Below are 20,925 nucleotides of genomic sequence, written 5' to 3'. Positions count from 1 at the left end.
ATAGCTGAACTCATGCGTACGAATATTCACACGCCACAGAACGCGACACCTTGGGATGACTGTGGAATATTCGGGGAGGCAGTCAGGAATAGGTTGGTGCCACGCCCGGTTGGGCAGTTCCATGGCACCCGAGTCGGATCAGCCGGATGGATGGCGCATGATCGAGGACGTGACGGATCTACCGAACCCGAGCCTGCCGCTCGCACCACCCTCCGCGTCCGGCATGCGCCGAGCGCTGCGCCGGGCGCGAGACGGTGCGACGCTCAACCTCGACGAGGCCGTGGTCCTGCTGCACGCGCGCGGCGCGGACCTCGAGGATCTGAGCGGTTCGGCCGCCCGGGTTCGCGACGCCGGACTGCGAGCCGCCGGCTACGCGGGGGAGACGTTGCCGATCACGTACTCCCGCAAGGTATTCATCCCCATCACCCACCTGTGTCGCGACAAGTGCCACTACTGCACCTTCGTGACCGTGCCCGGCAAGCTGCGCGCACAGGGCAAGGGCCTCTACATGGAGCCCGACGAGATTCTCGAGGTCGCCCGCAAGGGCGCCGAACTCGGTTGCAAGGAAGCGCTTTTCACCCTCGGTGACCGTCCGGAGGACCGCTGGCCGGAGGCCCGGCAGTGGCTCGACGAGCGCGGCTACGACTCCACCCTGGATTACGTGCGCGCCATGGCGATCCGGGTGCTCGAGGAGACCGGCCTGCTGCCGCACCTGAATCCGGGCGTGATGAGCTGGGAGGAGCTCTCGCGGCTCAAGCCGGTGGCCCCGTCCATGGGCATGATGCTCGAGACCACCTCCACCCGCCTGTTCACCGAACCCGGTAAGGCGCACTACGGTTCGCCCGACAAGGATCCGGCGGTGCGCCTGCGCGCGCTGACCGACGCGGGGCGCCTCTCGGTCCCGTTCACCACCGGCATCCTGGTCGGCATCGGCGAGAACATCACCGAGCGGGCCGAGTCGATCCTGGCGATCCGCAAGGTGCACAAGGCATTCGGGCACGTGCAGGAGGTGATCGTGCAGAATTTCCTGGCCAAGCAGGACACCGCCATGCGCGATACCCCCGACGCGGGACTCGAGGAATTCCTGGCCACCATCGCGGTGACCAGACTGTTGCTGGGCCCCAAGATGCGCATTCAGGCGCCGCCGAACCTGGTGTCGCTCGACGAGTGCCGGGCGCTGCTGGGCGCGGGCATCGACGACTGGGGCGGGGTGTCCCCGCTGACCCCCGATCACGTGAATCCCGAACGGCCCTGGCCGAACCTGGACACCCTGGCGCAGGTCACCGCCGACGCGGGCTTCGTGCTCACCGAGCGCCTCACCGCGCATCCCAAGTACGTGCTCGCCGGTCACCCGTGGATCGACCCTCGGGTGTCGAAGCATGTTGCCGCGCTGATGGATCCGGCCACCGGCCTGGCCGCCGACGTCAACCCTTCGGGTCTGCCCTGGCAGGAGCCGGACCACGACTGGGAGTCGGTCGGCCGCATCGACCTCAACACCGCCATCGACACCGAGGGCCGCAATACCGAATCCCGCAGTGACTCCGGCATTGCCGATGATTCGCTGGGTGCCTTCGGCGACTGGGAATCCATTCGCGAGCAGGTCCTCGAACTGGCTGTCGCCGCGCCCGAGCGCTTCGACGCCGACGTGATGTCGGCGCTGCGGGCCGCCGAGAAGGATCCGGCGGGCCTCACCGACGACCAGTACCTGGCCCTGGCCACCGCCGACGGCGCGGCCCTGGAAGCCGTCACCGCGCTGGCCGATCAGCTGCGCCGCGACACCGTGGGCGACGACGTCACCTACATCGTCAACCGGAACATCAACTTCACCAATATCTGCTACACCGGCTGCCGCTTCTGCGCGTTCGCCCAGCGCAAGGGCGACGCGGACGCGTTCAGCCTGAGCCCGACCGAGGTCGCCGACCGCGCCTGGGAGGCCTGGGTCGAGGGCGCGACCGAGATCTGCATGCAGGGCGGCATCGACCCCGAACTGCCGGTCACCGGCTACGCGGACCTGGTGCGCGCCATCAAGGCCCGCATCCCGGACATGCATGTGCACGCGTTCAGCCCGATGGAGATCGTCAATGGGGCTTCCCGCGGCGGTCAGTCGGTGCACGACTGGCTCTCGGCGCTGAAAGAGGCCGGGCTGGGCAGTATTCCGGGCACCGCCGCGGAGATCCTCGACGACGAGGTGCGCTGGGTGCTCACCAAGGGCAAGCTGCCCGCCTCGGCGTGGGTCGATGTGATCAGCACCGCACACAAACTCGGCATCCGCTCCAGCTCGACCATGATGTACGGGCATGTGGACAACCCGAAGCACTGGGTCGGCCACCTGCGTGTGCTGCGTGGAATCCAGGACGAGACAGGCGGTTTCACCGAATTCGTGCTGCTGCCGTTCGTGCATCAGAGCGCCCCGCTCTACCTGGCGGGCGCGTCCCGGCCGGGGCCGACGGTGCGCGACAACCGGGCCGCGCACGCGCTGTCGCGGATCATGCTGCACGGCCGTATCGAGAATATTCAGACCAGCTGGGTCAAACTGGGTACCAAGGGAACTCAGCTCATGCTCAACGGTGGCGCCAACGACCTCGGCGGTACCCTGATGGAGGAGACGATTTCCCGGATGGCCGGATCCGAGCACGGGTCCGCCAAGACGGTCGAGGAACTGACGGAGATCGCTTCCGGCATCGGCCGCCCGGTTCGGCAGCGCACCACCACCTACGGTGAGCCGGCCCATCGCCCGCTCGCACACCTGTCCGCGACATTGGCGGACGGCTGAGCGCGGAAAAAGTATCGCGCGAAAGTTAGGGCAGGCTTGCCGGTAGTAATGTTGGCTGGCCGGGATAGGGTTTTCGCCGGGCGGAGTATCCGCATGTGAGGACAGACTAGGAGAACGGCAGTGCCGTACATCATCGCTGAACCGTGCGTTGACGTGAAGGACAAGGCGTGCATCGAGGAATGCCCCGTGGACTGCATCTACGAGGGTGGCCGCATGCTGTACATCCAACCGGACGAGTGCGTGGACTGTGGTGCGTGTGAACCGGTCTGCCCGGTGGAAGCCATCTTCTACGAGGACGACACCCCGGATCAGTGGGCCGGTTACGTGAACGCCAACGTCGACTTCTTCGACGACCTCGGGTCCCCGGGTGGGGCCACCAAGGTCGGCAAGGTCGACTACGACCCGCCGTTCATCGCCGCACTACCGCCGATGGCCGCCGAGTAGGCCGGAACATTGACCGCGCGTGGCCGGGTGAGCAGTCTCCTACCCGATTTTCCCTGGGACACCATCGCTTCGGTGAAGGCGAAGGCCGCCTCGCATCCGGGCGGCATCGTCGATCTGTCGGTGGGCACACCGGTCGATCCGGTGGATCCGCTGATCCGCGAGGCACTTTCGGCGGTGGCGGAGGTGCCCGGGTATCCGACCACGCACGGCACGCCCGAACTGCGCGAAGCCGTTGTCTCGGCGCTGAAGCGTCGGTTCGGGATCACCGGGGTGGATCCGGCCGCGGTGCTGCCCGCGATCGGCACCAAGGAGTTGATCGCCGGTCTGCCGCGGTTGCTGGGCCTGGGCCCGGACGACCTGGTGGTGATTCCGGAGGTGGCGTACCCGACTTACGAAGTCGGCGCGCTGTTGTCGGGTTCGCGCTACCTGCGGGCCGACGGCACCACCCAGCTGGGTCCGGAACGCCCGGCGTTGATCTTCCTGAATTCGCCGTCCAACCCGACCGGCAAGGTGCTCGGCGTCGATCACCTGCGCAAGGTGGTGCAGTTCGCGCGCGAGCGCGGCGCGGTGCTGGCCTCCGACGAGTGCTACCTGGGTCTGGCCTGGGAGGGACACGCGGTGTCCATCCTGGATCCCGAGGTCTGCGACGGTGACCACACCGGTCTGCTGGCCATCCACTCGCTGTCCAAGACCTCCAATCTGGCGAGCTATCGAGCCGGTTTCGTGGCCGGTGATCCGGAGCTGGTCGCCGAGTTGCTGGAGGTGCGCAAGCACTCCGGCATGATGCTGCCGTACCCGATCCAGGCCGCCATGACCGCGGCCCTCGGCGACGACGCGCACGAGGCGCGGCAAAAGGACCGCTACCGGGCGCGGCGGGCGGTGCTGCGAGATGCGTTGCAGCGCGCCGGTTTCCGCATCGACGATTCCGAGGCCGGGCTGTACCTGTGGTCGACGCGCGGCGAGCCGTGCCGCACCACCCTCGACTGGCTGGCCGAACGCGGCATCCTCGCGGCCCCCGGCGAGTTCTACGGGCCGCGCGGCAATGAGCATGTGCGCATTGCCCTTACGGCCACCGACGAGCGCATCACAGCGGCCGCTGATCGCCTGACCAGCTGATTTACGGTTACCGACGGCCTCGTGATACCGTCTACCACGTCGTGAGGCCCGGTGGCCGAGCGGTCGCAAGGCCCTGTGGCGCAGTTGGTTAGCGCGCCGCCCTGTCACGGCGGAGGTCGCGGGTTCGAGTCCCGTCAGGGTCGCAATATCATCTCTCTCTGCAACTTCAGCGGACGGCCCCGGTGCCGTCCGCTGTTGTCGTTTTCGGGCCTGTTGTCGCCGCACCGATTTCGGTCGTCATCCCGGCGAGTTCCCCGGACTCTACGAGATCGGTCGTGGCGTCGGTGGGCAATCGCGGCTTTTCTCAAAAGTGACACACAGGTGCTTCACAGCCTCTATAACAGGTTCTCATCGAGTCTCGATGAGGAGCCTTCAGTGCGTGGATTGTCTTATGAAACCCCCGGTAAGAGTGTCTTCGGCAGCAATGCCGGGCTGGGTAGGGGTGTCAGTCGACGGGGATTTCTAACTGCAACAGGTGTCATTTTGGGTGGGGTGGCGCTAGCCGGACGGGGGATCGCGCGAGCTCTGCCGACCGCGAACATCAACAACGGGGACACCATCCCGGTTCTCGTTATCGGGTCCGGATACGGCGGTGCGGTGGCCGCGCTGCGACTGGCGCAGGCGGGGCAGACGGTCGCCATCGTCGAGAAGGGCATGAGCTGGACGCAGCCCGGCTCGGACGGAAATGTGTTCTCCAACTTGCTGAAACCGGACGGGCGGTCGTACTGGCTGCGGTCCAAGACCGATCAGCCGGTCAACCACTTCATGGGCGCGGACTACAACAAGTCCATCTCCATCTACACCGGTGTGCTGGATTCCGAGGCGTTCAGCGGGATTCGCGTCTACCAGGGGCGTGGCGTCGGCGGCGGCTCGCTGGTCAACGGCGGCATGGCGGTCACGCCCAAGCAGGACTATTTCCCGAGCATCCTGCCCTCGGTGGATCCCGGCGAGATGTACGGCACCTACTACCCGCGCGCCAATGCCGGGCTCAAGGTCAACCAGATCGACCAGAGCTGGTTCGAAACCGCCGACTGCTACCAGTACGCCCGCGTCGGACGGAAACAGGCTCAGCGGTCCGGGTTTTCGTACACCTTCGTGCCCAACGTCTACGACTTCAACTACATGAAGCAGGAGGCGGCGGGCACCGTCACCAAGTCCGCGCTCAACGCGGAAGTCATCTACGGCAACAATTACGGCAAGCAGTCCCTGGACAAGACCTATCTGGCCGCCGCCGTCGCCACCGGCAAGGTCAACATCACCCCCCAGCACGTCGTCACCACGGTCTCGCCCGCCAACGGCGGCGGCTTCACCGTGGTGATGAACCAGATCGACACCAGCGGCAAGACCGTCACCACCAAAACCGTTACGGCACAGAAGGTCTTCTTCGCGGCGGGCAGCGTCGGCACCAGCAAGCTGCTGGTGACGCAGAAGGCCACCGGCAAGCTGCCCAACCTGCCCGACTCGGTCGGCACCGGCTGGGGCAACAATGGCAATGTCATGGTGGCGCGGCAGAACCAGGCCTGGGATGCCACCGGGACGCTGCAATCCACCATTCCCTGTCTGGGCATCGACAACTGGGCGGACGCGGGCGGTCCGGCCTTCGCGGAGGTGTCGCCGTTCCCGGCGGGCATCGAAACCTTCGCCAGCCTCTACCTGGCCATCACCAAGAACCCCAATCGCGGCACCTTCACCTACAACTCCGGCAGCGGCGGCGTGGACCTGAACTGGCAGACCGCCTGGAACCAGCCGGGCATCGACGCTGCCAAGCGCATCTTCGACAAGATCAACAGCAAGGAAGGCACCATCTACCGCACCGACCTGTTCGGTGAATACAAGACCTGGGGAGACGATTTCGCGTACCACCCCCTCGGCGGTGTGGTGATCAACCAGTCCACCGACAACTACGGGCGGCTCACCCAGTACCCAGGGCTGTACGTGATCGACGGGTCGCTGATCCCGGGCTGCACCACGGTGAATCCGTTCGTGACGATCACGGCGCTGGCCGAGCGCAATATCGAGAAGATCATCGCGCAAGATTTCCACTGACCCGCTGGTCCCGGGCGCGTGTCAGCCCCGGTCGATGACCGCTGCGCGCGTTAGCGTGTCGGCATGGACGCTGTCACGGTTGTCCCAGCTCCCGGCAACGAACCGGTGCACACCTACGCACCGGGCAGTCGCGAACGCGGCCTGTTGAAGAACAGTCTCGCGGACCTCTCCGCCGCCTCCGTGGAGGTGCCGCTCGTCATCGGCGGCAACCACCGCGCGGGCGACGGGGAGCGGCTGAACATCGTGATGCCGCACCGGCGCCGGCACGCACTCGGGACCTACACCAACACCACCCACGACGAAGCCCGCGCGGCCGTCGCGGCGGCGACCGCCGCCGCACCCGGCTGGCGGGCACTGCCTTTCGAGGAACGCGCGGCGATCCTGCTGCGCGCCGCCGACCTGCTGGCCGGGCCGTGGCGCGAGACCATCGCCGCGGCCACCATGCTCGGACAGTCGAAGACCGCGCAGCAGGCCGAGATCGACGCACCCTGCGAACTGGCCGACTTCTGGCGGTTCAATGTGGCCTTCGCCCGGCAGATCCTGTCCGAACAACCGCAATCCGGTGCGGGCGTGTGGAATCGGATGGACCATCGGCCGCTCGAAGGCTTCGTGTACGCCATCACGCCGTTCAACTTCACCGCCATCGCGGGCAACCTGCCCACCGCGCCCGCGTTGATGGGCAATACGGTGGTGTGGAAACCCTCTCCGACACAGACGCTTTCGGCGTACTACACGATGAAGCTGCTGGAAGAGGCGGGACTGCCGCCCGGGGTCATCAATATGGTGACCGGTGACGGCAAGCAGCTGTCGGAGGTGGTGCTCGACGATCCGCGGCTGGCGGGCATCCACTTCACCGGATCCACCGCCACCTTCCGGTTCCTGTGGCGCGGCGTCGCCGCCAATATCGACCGCTACCGCACCTATCCGCGGCTGGTGGGGGAGACCGGCGGTAAGGATTTCATCGTCGCGCACGCCTCGGCGGACCCGGATGCGTTGCGGACGGCCATGATTCGCGGCGCGTTCGAATATCAGGGGCAGAAATGTTCGGCCGCCTCCCGCGCCTACGTTCCGGCCTCGGTGTGGCGGCGGATGGGCGACGACTTCCTGGCCGAGACGGCCGGGCTCACCTACGGTGACGTCGCCGACCTGTCGAACTTCGGCGGGGCGGTGATCGACGACCGCTCGTTCGCCAAGTGCGCGGCGGCCATCGACGACGCCAAGGCCCGCGACGTCGATGTCCCGGCGGGCGGCACCTACGACGACAGCGAAGGCTGGTTCGTGCGGCCCACCGTGCTGCTCGCCGACGATCCGCACGACGAATCCTTCGCCACCGAGTATTTCGGGCCGATCCTGTCGGTGCACGTCTACGACGACAACCGCACCGACGCCTTCGCCAACGTGCTCGCCGCCGTGGACGCCACCTCGCCGTACGCGCTGACCGGCGCGATTTTCGCCCGCGACAGGTTCGCCGTCGAAACCGCCGCGGCCGGACTGCGATTCGCGGCGGGCAACTTCTACATCAACGACAAACCCACCGGCGCGGTGGTCGGCCAGCAGCCGTTCGGTGGGGCGCGCGCCTCGGGCACCGACGACAAGGCGGGGTCGTACCTGAACCTGCTGCGCTGGGTGGCTCCCCGCGCCATCAAGGAAACCTTCGTTCCCCCAACCGATTACCGCTACCCGCACATGGAGGCGTGATGACCGGAGCAGTGGGTTACCAGATCGGGCAGCGATGAACCCGCTGCGCCCGGTGATCCTGGCGGCGGCCGGATCCGACCGGATGAAGAGCGCCGTCACCCGGGTGCCCGCGACCGCCGCCGTGGTGCGACGCTTCGTCGCGGGCGAGACGCGGGCCGAGCTGTCGCCGGTGGTGCGGGAGCTGCTGGCGAGCGGGCGGATGGTGAGCGTCGACTATCTCGGTGAGAACACCACCGAGCGGTCGATGGCGAATGCCGCTGTGGGTGAATACTTCTTGCTCATCGATGATCTTGCCGAAGTAGAGCACGCGGTCCCCGACCCCCGGTCGTCCCGGGAGACCCCGCGCGTCGAGGTGTCGGTCAAACTGTCGGCCCTGGGTCAGTCCCTGGGACAGGACGGACCGGCCATCGCCGCGGAGAACCTGCACAAGCTGTGCGCCAAGGCGGTCGAGCAGCGGGTGTGGGTGACCGTCGACGCCGAGGATCACACCACCACTTCGGACACCCTGCTCGCGGTGCAGCAGGCGCGCACCGAATTCCCCTGGCTGGCAGTGGCATTGCAGACCTACCTGCGCGAGGCCGAGGGCCGCGCCCGCGACCTGGCCGCCACCGGAACTCGAATCCGCCTGTGCAAGGGGGCGTATCAGGAACCGCGGACCGTCGCCTACCAGCGTCGAGGCGAGGTCGACACCTCCTACCTGCGCTGTCTCGAGGTGCTGCTGCGCGGCGGCTGGCATCCGATGATCGCCTCCCACGATCCGGCGATGATCGACGCGGCCCTCACCCTGGCCACTGAGAACAACCGCACCCCAGCGGATTTCGAGTTCCAGATGCTCTACGGAATCCGCGACGGTGAACAGCGCCGCCTGGTCTCGGAAGGGCACGCCCTGCGCGTGTACATCCCCTACGGCACCCAGTGGTACGGCTATCTGATGCGGCGACTGGCCGAGCGCCCCGCCAACCTGGGCTTCTTCCTCCGCGCCCTGACCGATCGCGGCTGAAAAGTGTTGCGGGCGGGCGGGAGTCCGGTTCCCCCGCCTGCCCGCGCTCCGATCGCGGGCGTCGACCGGTGCCGGGCACAGGCTCGGTCGATCCCGCGATCAGGTTCGGGGTGCCGCGCGGCTAGACCAGGGGTCGGCCGAAGCGGCGGCGCAGGCGCATGTCGTAGAGGTAGAAGTTGTAGGGGAACAGGCGAAGTGGGCCGGGGAGACGGGTCCAGACGGCGGAGATCAGGCGCAGCAGGCCGGCGAAGAGACGCTCGTCGCGGGCGGACCAGCTCATCGACATCTCGGCGCGCAGGTGCGGGGGCAGCAGGGCGGTCACGATGAAGCGGTGCACACCGCCGAATGCGAAACGCAGTGGCCACGCCAGCATCTTGAGGTCGGTGAGGTCGTTGAAGTAGACGCGGGTGCGCTCGTCGATCGACTTGGTGGCCAGGTTGGTTTCCCAGTAGGCGTAGAAGTCGTCGCGGGTGGCGGGCCACATCTCCTCGCGCATCTGCAAGGTGGTGCCGAGGCGGGCGCTGTAGCGGTAGAGCGCCTCCGCGGTCACGGGATCCATCGGTCCGCGCATGCGGTGGATGAGATCGTCTATGCCCCAGTACAAGCAGGCCGCCACCCACAGTTGCAGCTTCGGATCGAAGGCGTTGTATTTGACCGGGCTGCCGGGCTTGGTGTGCACGGTGCGGTGCGAGGTGTTGACGGCTTCGCGGTAGGCGCTGCGGTCGTCGTCGTTTCCGAGCAGCGCGACCGCGATGTAGGTGAGGGTGGTGCGCAGCCGCTTGGCCGGGCGCAGGGTGACCTTGCCGCTGTCGACGTCGCTCTCCATCACGCCGTAGGCGACCGGTCGCAGCGAGAGCTGCATGACCACATTGGCCGCGCCGCCGAGGAAGGCCGCGACGCCGTCGATGTGTTCCCGGACGGTGGCCGGGGTCATGGTCTGAATAGGGTCGACCGGTTGGTATTCGTCGAAATTGCGCAGGGGTGCGGTCATCGTTGACACGGCTCCTCGTCGGTCACCCCTCGCCCACGAGGAGAGAGTGTGAGAACTTTCGCTTTTCACCTTCTCACCGCGGTGGGGTGGTGTCAATGTGCGAAGATTAATGCCTCAGTCTCTCGTCGCGACCGGAAAGGGCCCGGATCATGGCCAAACTGGCCAACCTGCTGCCACTCGTCCGGGGCTCCGCGCCCGAGGATCGCAATCAGGCCAAGGTCCTCGACGCCGCGCTCATGGCCTTCCTGGACTTCGGCATCAAACGCACCAGCATGGTCGAGGTGGCGCGCCGCGGCGGACTCTCACTGGCCACGCTGTACCGGCGCTTCGCCGGGAAGAACGATCTGATCCAGGCCGTGGCGCTACGGCAGACCCGGCAGTTCATCGCGGATGCCGATGCCGCCGTGCGGGCCGAGGTCGAGCGCGACGCCAGCGCCGAGGATCAGATCGTCGCGCTGTTCATCGCCTGCATCGAGGGGCTGCGCGGCAACCCGCTGCTCGAACGCCTGCTGGCCACCGAACCCGAGACGATCCTGCCGTACATGACCGTGCAGGGCGCACCCGTGATCGAGCTCGGGCGCGACTACCTCGCCGAGTTCATCGCGCGTTTGCAGGCGGAAGGCAAAGTGCCGCAATATGATCCGCTGCCGCTGGCCGAGATGATCGCGCGCACCGCGCTCTCACTGGCGCTGACTCCGCAGACCGTCATCCCGCTCGACGACGACGCGGCGCTGCGGCGGTTCGCCCGTGACCACGTGATTCCGGGTTTTCGGATTCTGTAGGGCCGCAAGCGGTCTCAGACCAGCCGCAATCCCAACCGGCGGCGCAGGCGCATGTCCAGCAGGTACGCGTTGAGTGGGAAGCTGCGGATCGTCGCGGGAATCAGCGACTCCGCCGCGCCCGCCGTCCGCATGGCGCGGGCCAGCAGGCGATCCTGACGTGGCGACCAGGTCATCCCCATCTCGTCCCGAAGATGTTGCGGCAGTAGGCCGGTCACGAAGAAGCGGTGTACGCCGCCGAAGGCGAGACCGAACGGGCGGGGCAGCATGCGCAGGTCGATGAGATCCTCGAAGTACGCCTTGATCTTCGGATCGATGCGGGTCGCCGCGAGATTCTCGTCCCAGTAGCGGTCGAAGGCGGCGCGATCGGCGGGCCACATCTCCTCCCGCACCTGCAAGGTGGTGCCCAGGCGGGCGCAGTAGTGATAGAAGGCGTCGGCGTCGAATTCGTCCATGGGGCCGTGCATTCGCTCGTACAGGTCGCGCGCGCCCCAGTACAGGCAGGCCGCGACCCACAGTTGGAGCTTGGGGTCGAAGGCGTTGTATTTGACCGTGCTGCCCGCGCGAGAGCGGACGTGGCGGTGCACGGAATCGACGGCTTTGCGGTACGCCTCGCGATCGTCCTCGTCGCCGAGCAGTGCGACGGCCAGATAGGTGAGGGTGGTGCGCAGCCGCTTGATCGGATGCACCATCACATTTCCGGACTCCACCGGGCTCTCCACCACGCCGTAGCCGACCGGGCGATTCGACAGCTGCATGATCACATTGGCCGCGGCCCCGAACAGTCCGGCCGCGCCGTCGAGGAATTGGCGGACATCGATCGGCGGCTCGGGGACGGGGGAGTCGAGCGGGTGCACGGCGAGTGGGCGCTCGGGCTGCGGGCTGGTCATCATTGACCACATCCTCTGGTGAGAAGGTTGTACAGAAACTGTCTTACCCACTCGCTACGCCTGTCAACCGAGCGACGGTGTTCGCAAGCGATTCGTGTCCTGCCCGGCCGGGCCGCACCGCGCCTCCGGTAGCGTGGCGGCGTGTCGCCCCTGCTGCTGAGCTCGCTGAATCCGGCCGCCATCGCCGCCGGAGCCGATATCCCCGACGCCGTCACCATCGACGGGGAAACGCTGTCGCGCAGCGACCTGCTGGGCGCGGCCACCTCCGTCGCCGAGCGTGTCGCCCGGGCTCAACGGGTGGCGGTGCTGGCCGAGCCGACCGTCACCACCGTGCTCGCCGTGATCGGCTGCCTGATCGCGGGTGTCACCGTGGTCCCGGTGCCGCCGGACGCGGGCAGCGCGGAACTCGCTCACATCCTTGCTGATTCGGGTGCACAGGCGTGGCTGGGCAAGGCCCCGGAAGGCAGCGACCTGCCGGTGGTGCCCGTGCGCAAGCACGCCCGCTCCTGGCATCGATATGCCGAACCCGCCGGGGACAGTACGGCTTTCATCCTTTACACCTCCGGCACCACCGGCGCGCCCAAGGGTGTCGTGCTCAGTCGCAAGGCCATCGCCGCCGGACTCGACGCCCTGGCCGACGCGTGGGCGTGGACCTGGAAAGACACTCTGGTGCACGGGCTTCCGCTGTTCCACGTGCACGGCCTGATCCTGGGCGTCCTGGGTCCGCTGCGGGTCGGCAGCCCGCTGGTGCACACCGGTAAGCCCACGCCGGCGGCATACGCGGCGGCCCAGGGCAGCATCTACTTCGGCGTACCCACGGTCTGGTCGCGCATCGCCGAAGACCCCGCTGCCGCAAAGGAATTGGCTGCCGCACGCATCCTGATCTCCGGCAGTGCGCCGTTGCCGGTACCGGTCTTCGAGCGTCTCACCGAACTCACCGGCCACGCCCCGATCGAGCGCTACGGCATGAGCGAAACCATGATCACCCTCTCCACCCGCCCCGACGGCGAACGCCGCCCCGGCTGGGTCGGCACCCCCGTCGCCGGAGTCGAGACCCGACTGTGCGACGAGGCCGGAAACCCCGTCCCACACGACGGCGAAAGCGTTGGCGGACTTCAGGTTCGAGGCCCCATGCTGTTCTCCGGCTACCTCGGCAAGCCCGAGGTGACGGCCGCCAACTTCACCGCCGACGGCTGGTTCATCACCGGCGACGTCGCGGTCATCGACGCGGAAGGCTTCCACCGCATCGTCGGCCGAGAATCGGTGGACCTCATCAAATCCGGCGGCTACCGCATCGGCGCGGGCGAAATCGAAACCAGCCTCCTGGGCCACCCCGCCGTAGCCGAAACCGCCGTCGTCGGCCTCCCCGACCCCGACCTCGGCCAACGCATCGTCGCCTTCGTAGTCCTGCGCGACACCACCCCTTCAGAGCCCGGCATAGCCGAACAACTGATAGCGCATGTGGCGAGCCAGCTTTCGGTGCACAAGCGGCCCCGGGAAGTGCGGCTGGTGGATTCGCTGCCCCGCAATGCCATGGGCAAGGTCCAGAAGAAACTACTGGCTTGACCTCGACCATACTCGAGGTCCTACGGTGATCTCATGACCGCAGCCCTCTCGCCCGCCCAGATCGAGTACCTGACCAGTCAACGTCTCGGCCGCCTCGCCACCATCCGCCCCGACGGCTCCCCCCAGAACAACCCCGTCGGCTTCCGCTACAACGTGGCCCTCGGCACCATCGACATCGGCGGCCACAACCTCGGCGCCAGCCAGAAATTCCGCAACCTCTTCAAAGAAGACCGAGTCTCCTTCGTCGTCGACGACATCCCCTCCGTCAACCCCTGGACCGTCCGCCAAATCGAAATCCGCGGCACCGCACAGGCATTGCGCGACGTAGAACCCTTCGGCCCGGGCATGTCCCCGGAACTCATCCGCATCACCCCGGAACGAGTCATCGCCTTCGGCCTCGAATAGCGCAGATGGCGGGCGAAACCCTCTCGTGTAGAGCAACGTTGGGCCGTTCGCGATACCAGGCCTTCGCGCGGGTGCTGGCTCGGGGCATTCCGGCTCCGAACCAGCCCGGCGTCAGCAATTCCGGGTTGCCTCGGTACGGCGCGCCGCAATCCCCGCCAAGCATCCGAACACCGTTGCGGGGTGCAGTCGCATTGCCCGGAGTTCAGCGGCCGGAATCAAATTCGGGTCATGCAGTAGCGCAAGCAGCAGATGCTGGATGCCCATCTGAGTGGATCCTGCGGCGCGGACCAGTGGCACGGCATGCTCGAGCAACTGCCACATGCGGTGATCAAGGACGATAGGTTCCCCGTCGTCGATGTCGGTCACGACTGCCCGCTCTCCGCCCGGAGACCGGTGGCGGTTCGTGTGTAGGTACTCACCGGCGACACCGTGACGACATCGGCAACCGCGACGACTTCGCCCGGTACCTCGCCCTCGAAATGATCGATGCTCGGTACGAACACCGCCGCCGCCCCGGTGCGGCTCACCGCCACGCGCAACCGGTGCACCTTGCCATCGACATCCGGACCGAAAACCAGGGTCTTTCGGTAGTCGTATCCCATTCGTCCTGCGAGGCTGCGCATCTGGGTCTCGTCCCATTGCTGGCGGGTACCGGAGATATCTTTGCGCAGGTATCCCACCGCTGCGGGCAGCGAGGCCATGATCATCGCCTCTGAACGAAGACTGGGGTGCGGGTGCGCTCGTGGCCGAGACGGGCCTCGAGTTCGGTGAAGGGTAGCCCGACGTGGTGGCGGGCTGTTCGGGTCGTACGAGTGGGTACGCACAGCATGGCGAAAAGCAGTGCGGCGAAGGCAATCATGAAGGCTTCCATTTCCGGTCTCCCTGTCCGGCTATCACGATCGGGGCTGCGTCCGACACCTCGTGGACCGCTCGATCGACCTGTCGGACCTCGATGGCCGATGACTCTGGGCGGGTATCGGTCCACTCGATGCCTGGACAGGCCTAACGTATGTCGCTGAGCGGAGACCGACCCGGTCTCGGAGACCGGGTGGCCTGCCGGACCGGGTCAGACCGGGATGCCGAGGCGGTCGGCCAAGCGCGCGGCCTGTCCACGTGTCGGTGTGCGAGTGCCTGCGAGAAGGTGGCGGACCATGTTGTGCGCGGCAGGGTTGTACTGCAGATCCTCGGGCGCAACATGTTCGGCGTCGAGCAGGTGCAGCAGCGTCCCGGTTTCCTGCCGACGCAGTTCGTATGCCCGCGCCAGATCGAGCGCGAAGGTGAATCGCCGCTCTACCGACGGGCATTCGGAGGTGTCCAGTTGCTCGGCGATACGGAGCGCCTCGATCGCGTCTCCGGCCTGAAGCTCTATCGCAATTGCGTGCAAGCCGACATTCAGCGGGCCGAACATGGTGTGCCCGACGTTGCCCGCAGCCCGGGCGCGTACCGCGACCGGATGCACTGTGTTCAGCCGCTCGCGCGCAGCCCACAACCGACCGGCTCGTGCTTCCGACATCGCCGCCACCAACTCGAGCGCGCCTGTCATGGCGACCGCGGCCGGAGTCGAACCGGCCTCGGCCATGACCGTTGTCGCAGCGAATGTCGCGAGTTCGATGGCGGCCTCGTACTCATTCGAGACCAACAATGTATGGCCGAGATTCCATCGAGCCACAGCGAGCAGGATCGGGTCGTCAGTATCCTCGGCGGCCCGTATTCCTCGGTCGGCGACGAGATACGACAGATCAGAGCGCCCGACCCGTCGGGTCACTGTGCGCAGCAGGCCGTACAGTTCGCTTGCGACCGCGGCAACCCGCCGATGCTCCGGCCTGTTGCGCACGCCTCGCATCGTCGCTTCTGTATCCCGAATCAAATCGGGAAGCTCGGGAAGCACCTCGCTATAGCGGTGAGCACTGTGTTGCCATGTCTCCCAGGTGGATTGCACACGAGTCACGAGTTCGGCCGTGTCGACAGATGCACCACCTCCGGACAGCAGTGCGAGTGCCAATCGGTCACCACCGGCGGTAACAGGCGCCGCGGTTTCGGTGCATGTGTCGCCGAGCAGCACCCCCGCCGGAACGCGCAGGGCGGCTGCCAGCGCCTGGATCACCCCTGAACTAGGTCTTTTTCGGCCGCGCTCGATCTGACCGAGGTAGTCCTCACTGATCCCGCTGAGCCCTGCGACAACTGCTTGTGACTTGCCTGACCGCTCCCGGTGCAAGCGGACCCGCCCGCCGATATCGTCATTGGGTCGAGGCGCTTTGGCCATACCCGCCACAGTAGGACCGGAGGTGATGTGTTCGCATGGCATTCACTCGGAACGACGGCGGCCACGTTCTGATCCTGTGGGACATCGACCACACGCTGATCGAAACCGGCGGCGTTGGCCGCGCGGCTTTTGCCGCCGCTTTCGAGCAGGTAACCGGTAGGCCGTTGGAGCAAATGCCGCACATCACAGGCCGAACCGAACCGGATATCTACGCCGCCACCGCAGCGTTGCACGGAATCGATACACCGCCGCCGTTCCGGGCTTTCGCCGAGGCGCTGGCCGTTGCCTACATCGAGCGCCAAGACCAGCTTCGCGATCGAGGCCGCGTCATGCCGGGCGCCGAAGACGTACTGGCGCACCTCGAGGCGGTTGCGGGTGTTCACCAATCGGTGCTCACGGGAAACACTCGCCAAGTCGCACGAACAAAGCTCGAAACCTTCGGTCTACGAACATATCTCGATCTAGAGACTGGGGCATACGGGGATGACAATGGGTACCGCCCCGCGCTGGTCGCGATCGCACAGACTCGCGCTGTAGTCCGTGGCGGCGAATACAACCGGTACAACACAGTGTTGGTCGGTGACAGCGTCGGCGATATCGAAACCGCACGTCTGGGCGGTGCACAGGTCATCGCCGTTGCCGCCGGTGGAACGACCGCCACGGACTTGTCATCGGCGGACGTGGTTTACGCCGACCTCACCGACGTCCTCGGGATCGAGCGCACAATCCGAACACTCACTGGCTCTTGATGATTCTGCCCAGCCGGCGCGGATTCTCCAGGTAGGCGATGCATGTGGCGAACTGGTCTAGGCTGATCCGGTCGAAGGCGCGCAACGTCGGGCCGGGGAGGCAATTGCATTGTTGGGCAAGATATTTCGATGTCTGGTGATTTTGCTGCTGGCCTCGACGGCAGGTGATGTCGCTGCTCGGGCCGAACCGGCTCCGGCGCAACAGGAATCGGTGGTGGTCACGCTCCCCGAGCCGACCGGGCCCGAGGCGGTCGGTGTGGTTGATCTGCATTTGGTCGACTCCTCTCGTCAGGATCCGTACGTCCCGGCGCGGGCACGCGAGTTGATGGTCAGCGTCTGGTATCCCACGGCTGATCGGGCGCCAATGCCGTTGCGGCCCTGGTTCTCCGAACGGATGGGCCAGGTCTATGCGGACGGGCTGGCCCAATTGGCGCCGACCATCACCGGGTCGTGGACGTTGGGGCTCAGCCATGGTCGGGTGGATGCGGTTGCGGACAGCGCCGGTGGGCGGCGGCCGATCGTGCTGTTCTCGCCCGGGATGGGGATGCCGCGCGAGGCAAGTACCGCGCAGGCCGAGGATCTCGCCAGTCACGGATTCGTCGTGGTCGCCATGAGCCACACCTACGAATCGCTGGCGACCGAATTCCCCGGTGGGCGGGTCGAAAAGAGCATGCTGCCGCAGACCGGCGATGTCGACGAGGTCAAGGCGCAGGTCGGGCAGGCGATGCAGGTCCGCGTCGCCGATACGCGATTCGTGCTCGATCGCCTCGCCGACCTGAGCGTGGGCATCGACCCGGACGCGGAGGGCCATCCGCTGCCCTCGAATCTCGCCGGAATGCTCGACCTGTCGAAGATCGCGATGTTCGGTCATTCACTCGGCGGCGCCACCGCCGCCCAGGTGATGCACGACGATCCGCGCGTCGCCGCCGGCGTGGATCTCGATGGCTCCCTGTGGGGTTCGGTGCTCACCGATGGATTGGACCGCCCGTTCGTACTGATCGGCGGTACCGATCACGAACGAACCCAAGACCCCAGCTGGCAGCAGTTCTGGTCCGCCGACCACGGCCCGAAACTGGACTTCCGCCTCGACGGCTCACAACACCACTCCTTCTGCGACAACCAGTTGATCCTCCCCGTCCTGGCCGCCGCAGGCATCGTCCCCGCCGATTTCGACACCGAAATGGTCGGCACCATCGACTCCCGAAACTCACTCGACCTACAGCGCGGCTACCTGCGCACCTTCTTCGACACGACACTCGGTCGATACGGCGACATCGCGAAATCCCCAGCCACCCTGCTGCATTCGGAAATCATCCTGGTTCCGTAGGCCCTCACCCGTCGACAGTCCGCGGCCCGGGGCACGCGAAGTTCTGCGACACGCCCTGTGAAGCCGGGCTGGCGCAGCCGCGACCACCACGGCGAACATAATGCGCTGATGGAGGTCATTGCCGCATGGTGCGGGTTCATCGGTGCGTGGGTGTTGGTGGCTGCTGCCACCCGTCGCCTACGTGCTGACCCAGCGCAACGAAAGTGCTTGGCAACAGCGAGTACTGGAGTCGCTCTCCGAGCAACAGCGCGCCGAATACGTGACCTACTCGAACAAGGCAGCCGGATGGTTCGTGGTGGGCGGCGGGGCCGCGCTGATCGGCATCAAGGAAGCCGTCGAACTGGTCGACACCCTCGAATGGCCGACCGCGATCACGTTCGTCCTGATCGTCACCGCAGCCGCCATCGCGCTCGCATTCACAGTGCGCCGCATACACCTGACCGAATCCGTCCTGAGCCTGACCGGCGTAACCAATTGAGCCGATCCGAGTTCCCGTCACCCAACTGATCGCCTAGCGGTCGTGACCGGCTGAGCTGAGGAATGACAGCGTTGGTCGAGTGCGCCTTTGTCACGACGGTGCGACAAAGGCGGCGATGTACGTGGCGGTGAGCTGGTCGGTCAGTCGTTTGTTCGACCAATGTCGTTGGTGGGCCAGGCGGTCGAGTAGGTCGAGCGACATGAGCGCCCACAGGAGATCGGTCGCGGTGTCGACGGTCAGGTGTGGGGCGAGCGTCCCCTCCCGCGCCAGCCGTTCGACGACGCGGCGGCTGCTCTCGAGCCAATTTCGCTGGGTGATCCGCCACAACGCTGCCGCATCCGGATCGGTGTGTTGGGCTTGCTCCAAAGCGCGCAGCACCGCCAGGACCCGCAGGTTTATTCGCACCAGGTGGGCGGCCCATGCACGCAGACCCGACACGGCGTCCGGGGCGTCCCACACGACCTGAAGCGATTCCGCGAGGTTCTCGCTCTCGGCGAAGCTGCGGTAGAGCGCCGTGACGAGGTCGGTCCGCGATGCGAAATGCAGATAGACGGCTCGGCGGGTTACGCCTGCGCGCTCGGCGACGGCTGCCATGGTCAAGGCGGGCATGCCGTCGTTCTCGATGATGTGGCGGGTCGCCGCCAGCAGGGCGATGACCGTGCGGCGGCCTCTGGCGTTCTGTGGGTCGGTCACATCGGTCTCCCGGTGTTCGTGCGATGTGGCGTGAGCGCGTGCAGGAGTTGCACACCGCGTGTAGTTTAGTTTCTACACACAGTGTGTAGTTCGTTTAGGTGGTCATGTCAGCTGCAGCGCCCCGGATATCCGCGGTCGGATCGGGTCGGGGCCTCGGCGATGGTCACAGGCGCGACGGAACAGCAAGGGGCGGTCGGGAATTGAGCGGAAGAATCAGTCGTCGGGCATTCATCGGTGCGGCAGCCATCGGCGTCGTCGGCGCGACGGCCTGGGCGACGGACAGTCTTGTCACGGCGCGCTCGACGGCAGCAGGTGGCGACAATCTGCGCGCGATCGTGCGGGGTTCGGTGTCCCTGCCGGGAGACCCGGGATTCGTGGCGGCGTCCCGGCCGTGGAGTACCGCCATCACGCAGCAGGTACGGGCGGTGGTGGAACTCGCCGACGCTGACGATGTCGCCGCGCTGGTGCGGTACGCCCGCCGCGAAGGACTGTCACTGTCCGTCCAACCCAACGGTCACGGCGCCAGTGGCGATCTCAATGGCGTAATCCTCGTTCGCACAAGCAAACTCGACATGGTTCAGGTAGACGCCACCGCGCGAACTGCACGGGTCGGCGCGGGCGTCCCATGGGGTCGAGTGCTCGCCGAGGCGGGACCGCACGGATTGACGGGGCTGGCGGGCAGTTCGGCGGCGATCAACGTGACCGGGTTCTCGCTCGGCGGCGGATTGAGTTGGTTTGGGCGCAAGCATGGTTGGGCTGCCGACAGCGTGACCGCTTTCGACATCGTCGACGCCGACGGGCGTCCTGACCGGGTCACCGGCAGCTCCGACCCGGAACTGTTCTGGGCAATGCGCGGTGGCGGTGGCGATTTCGCTCTCGTCACCGCGGTCGAGTTCGATCTACACCCGGCTCCGGCCGTTTTCGGCGGCAGAATGCTGTGGCCGGGAACCGCCGCACCCGCGGTCATGACCGCCTTCCGGGAGGTGACCGCGCAGGCACCCGACGAATTAACGGTGTGGTTCCAGCTGGTTCAGCTCCCTGGCTCGCCCACCACGCTCACCACCGTTCTCGTCACCTATCTGGGCGACGAGGCCAGTGGGCGGGCATTGCTTTCTCGCTTCGACGCGATTGCGGGCAGGCTGCAAGACACCCGCCGCATGATGCCGATCGCCGACCTCGGCGAAATCGCCTCCGAGTCAACCGATCCCAGTCCCGGAATATTGTCCTCGGAGCTGCTGACCGGCATCGACGATCACACCGCCGAACAGCTGCTGGAGCCGATAACGCCGCTGCTCGGCATGGAGATCCGCCACCTCGGCGGCGCGTTCGCCGGACCATCCGACAGCGCGGCCGGGCAGGTCACGGCACCCTACTGCCTCATCCTGATCGGAATGGTCCCCACACCAGAATCCAAGGCGGCGTTCGAGACCCGGCGACAGCAATACCGCGACGCACTGCGCCCAGTTCTGGCCAACCGCGCCCCTTTCACGTTTCTCACGCCGGGCGACACCGCGGCCCGCGCATTCACGCCCGCCACCCTGGCCCGCTTGCGCGCAATCAAGCAAAATCGTGATCCCCACGCGGTCATCCGCGCCAACTACCCCGTTCTGTCCTGAAGTGACACCCGCATCGGCCCTGACCGAAAACACCTGCACCTGAACGGAAATGAGCAGTTGGCCAACCGGGCTGAATCTATCCACAAGTCTG

Annotated in this window: 21 protein-coding genes and 1 tRNA gene; 14 read left to right on the top strand and 8 right to left on the bottom strand. The window is 66.5% G+C overall.

Annotated features, from left to right (window positions below):
• Positions 1–157 precede the first annotated feature (157 nt).
• From OG300_RS25740 to OG300_RS25710, 7 genes are all read left to right on the top strand, one after another.
• Positions 158–2,773 carry a bifunctional FO biosynthesis protein CofGH gene (locus OG300_RS25740; RefSeq protein WP_405485608.1) on the top strand — a complete coding sequence of 872 codons (2,616 nt, stop codon included), beginning with the start codon at positions 158–160 and terminating at the stop codon, positions 2,771–2,773.
• Between the two features lie 120 nt (positions 2,774–2,893).
• Positions 2,894–3,217 carry a ferredoxin gene (fdxA, locus tag OG300_RS25735; protein ID WP_405485607.1) on the top strand — a complete coding sequence of 108 codons (324 nt, stop codon included), beginning with the start codon at positions 2,894–2,896 and terminating at the stop codon, positions 3,215–3,217.
• 27 nt (positions 3,218–3,244) lie between these two features.
• Positions 3,245–4,333, top strand: a complete 1,089-nt coding sequence (gene dapC, locus OG300_RS25730) for a succinyldiaminopimelate transaminase (RefSeq protein WP_405485606.1) — start codon at positions 3,245–3,247, stop codon at positions 4,331–4,333.
• Positions 4,334–4,402: 69 nt separating this feature from the next.
• Positions 4,403–4,476, top strand: a tRNA-Asp gene (locus OG300_RS25725).
• A 349-nt stretch (positions 4,477–4,825) separates the two neighbouring features.
• On the top strand, positions 4,826–6,379 hold the full coding sequence (locus OG300_RS25720; RefSeq protein ID WP_405485605.1) for a GMC oxidoreductase: 1,554 nt from the start codon (positions 4,826–4,828) through the stop codon (positions 6,377–6,379).
• A 63-nt stretch (positions 6,380–6,442) separates the two neighbouring features.
• Positions 6,443–8,077, top strand: a complete 1,635-nt coding sequence (gene pruA, locus OG300_RS25715; protein WP_405485604.1) for an L-glutamate gamma-semialdehyde dehydrogenase — start codon at positions 6,443–6,445, stop codon at positions 8,075–8,077.
• A 34-nt stretch (positions 8,078–8,111) separates the two neighbouring features.
• Positions 8,112–9,077 (top strand): proline dehydrogenase family protein, encoded by a 966-nt coding sequence (locus OG300_RS25710; RefSeq protein ID WP_405485603.1) that lies wholly within the window; start codon positions 8,112–8,114, stop codon positions 9,075–9,077.
• 121 nt (positions 9,078–9,198) lie between these two features.
• On the opposite strand, the gene OG300_RS25705 is transcribed toward OG300_RS25710, so the two are convergent.
• Positions 9,199–10,068, bottom strand: coding sequence for an oxygenase MpaB family protein (locus tag OG300_RS25705; RefSeq protein ID WP_405485602.1), 870 nt, complete (start codon positions 10,066–10,068; stop codon positions 9,199–9,201).
• Between the two features lie 149 nt (positions 10,069–10,217).
• Between OG300_RS25705 and OG300_RS25700 the strand changes: the two genes are divergently transcribed.
• Entirely contained in the window at positions 10,218–10,850 is a 633-nt protein-coding gene (locus OG300_RS25700) for a TetR/AcrR family transcriptional regulator (RefSeq protein WP_405485601.1), read from the top strand.
• A 14-nt stretch (positions 10,851–10,864) separates the two neighbouring features.
• Here OG300_RS25700 and OG300_RS25695 read toward each other — a convergent pair whose 3' ends face one another.
• Positions 10,865–11,740: an oxygenase MpaB family protein gene (locus OG300_RS25695; RefSeq protein WP_405485600.1), complete on the bottom strand. Its 876-nt coding sequence runs from the start codon at positions 11,738–11,740 to the stop codon at positions 10,865–10,867.
• 147 nt (positions 11,741–11,887) lie between these two features.
• Here OG300_RS25695 and OG300_RS25690 point away from each other — a divergent pair, with 147 nt between their 5' ends.
• Complete coding sequence (locus OG300_RS25690; RefSeq protein WP_405498674.1) at positions 11,888–13,303, top strand: acyl-CoA synthetase; 1,416 nt, start codon at positions 11,888–11,890, stop codon at positions 13,301–13,303.
• 33 nt (positions 13,304–13,336) lie between these two features.
• Entirely contained in the window at positions 13,337–13,708 is a 372-nt protein-coding gene (locus OG300_RS25685) for a PPOX class F420-dependent oxidoreductase (protein WP_405485599.1), read from the top strand.
• A gap of 111 nt (positions 13,709–13,819) precedes the next feature.
• Here the strand turns inward: OG300_RS25685 and OG300_RS25680 are convergent, their stop codons facing one another.
• The 4 genes from OG300_RS25680 to OG300_RS25665 form a co-directional block, all read right to left on the bottom strand.
• Positions 13,820–14,074, bottom strand: coding sequence for a hypothetical protein (locus tag OG300_RS25680; RefSeq protein WP_405485598.1), 255 nt, complete (start codon positions 14,072–14,074; stop codon positions 13,820–13,822).
• On the bottom strand, positions 14,071–14,409 hold the full coding sequence (locus tag OG300_RS25675; protein ID WP_405485597.1) for a hypothetical protein: 339 nt from the start codon (positions 14,407–14,409) through the stop codon (positions 14,071–14,073). Before OG300_RS25675 ends, OG300_RS25680 begins: the two co-directional genes overlap by 4 nt.
• A 2-nt stretch (positions 14,410–14,411) precedes the next feature.
• On the bottom strand, positions 14,412–14,579 hold the full coding sequence (locus tag OG300_RS25670; RefSeq protein WP_405485596.1) for a hypothetical protein: 168 nt from the start codon (positions 14,577–14,579) through the stop codon (positions 14,412–14,414).
• A gap of 195 nt (positions 14,580–14,774) precedes the next feature.
• Positions 14,775–15,971 carry a helix-turn-helix domain-containing protein gene (locus tag OG300_RS25665; RefSeq protein WP_405485595.1) on the bottom strand — a complete coding sequence of 399 codons (1,197 nt, stop codon included), beginning with the start codon at positions 15,969–15,971 and terminating at the stop codon, positions 14,775–14,777.
• Positions 15,972–16,006: 35 nt separating this feature from the next.
• Here OG300_RS25665 and OG300_RS25660 point away from each other — a divergent pair, with 35 nt between their 5' ends.
• Entirely contained in the window at positions 16,007–16,720 is a 714-nt protein-coding gene (locus OG300_RS25660) for an HAD family hydrolase (RefSeq protein ID WP_405485594.1), read from the top strand.
• Here OG300_RS25660 and OG300_RS25655 read toward each other — a convergent pair.
• Positions 16,707–16,991: a hypothetical protein gene (locus OG300_RS25655; protein ID WP_405485593.1), complete on the bottom strand. Its 285-nt coding sequence runs from the start codon at positions 16,989–16,991 to the stop codon at positions 16,707–16,709. The two genes, OG300_RS25660 and OG300_RS25655, sit on opposite strands and share 14 nt — an antisense overlap.
• Between OG300_RS25655 and OG300_RS25650 the strand changes: the two genes are divergently transcribed.
• Entirely contained in the window at positions 16,977–18,047 is a 1,071-nt protein-coding gene (locus tag OG300_RS25650; protein WP_405485592.1) for an alpha/beta hydrolase family protein, read from the top strand. The genes OG300_RS25655 and OG300_RS25650 overlap by 15 nt on opposite strands.
• A gap of 142 nt (positions 18,048–18,189) precedes the next feature.
• Entirely contained in the window at positions 18,190–18,525 is a 336-nt protein-coding gene (locus OG300_RS25645; protein WP_405485591.1) for a hypothetical protein, read from the top strand.
• Between the two features lie 90 nt (positions 18,526–18,615).
• Here OG300_RS25645 and OG300_RS25640 read toward each other — a convergent pair whose 3' ends face one another.
• Positions 18,616–19,218, bottom strand: coding sequence for a TetR/AcrR family transcriptional regulator (locus tag OG300_RS25640; RefSeq protein WP_405485590.1), 603 nt, complete (start codon positions 19,216–19,218; stop codon positions 18,616–18,618).
• A gap of 200 nt (positions 19,219–19,418) precedes the next feature.
• Here OG300_RS25640 and OG300_RS25635 point away from each other — a divergent pair, with 200 nt between their 5' ends.
• Complete coding sequence (locus OG300_RS25635) at positions 19,419–20,834, top strand: FAD-binding oxidoreductase (RefSeq protein WP_405485589.1); 1,416 nt, start codon at positions 19,419–19,421, stop codon at positions 20,832–20,834.
• Positions 20,835–20,925 lie beyond the last annotated feature (91 nt).

The sequence above is a fragment of the Nocardia sp. NBC_00511 genome (assembly GCF_045161165.1).
Classification (GTDB): domain Bacteria; phylum Actinomycetota; class Actinomycetes; order Mycobacteriales; family Mycobacteriaceae; genus Nocardia.
This window is presented reverse-complemented; position numbering and strand designations above follow the sequence as displayed.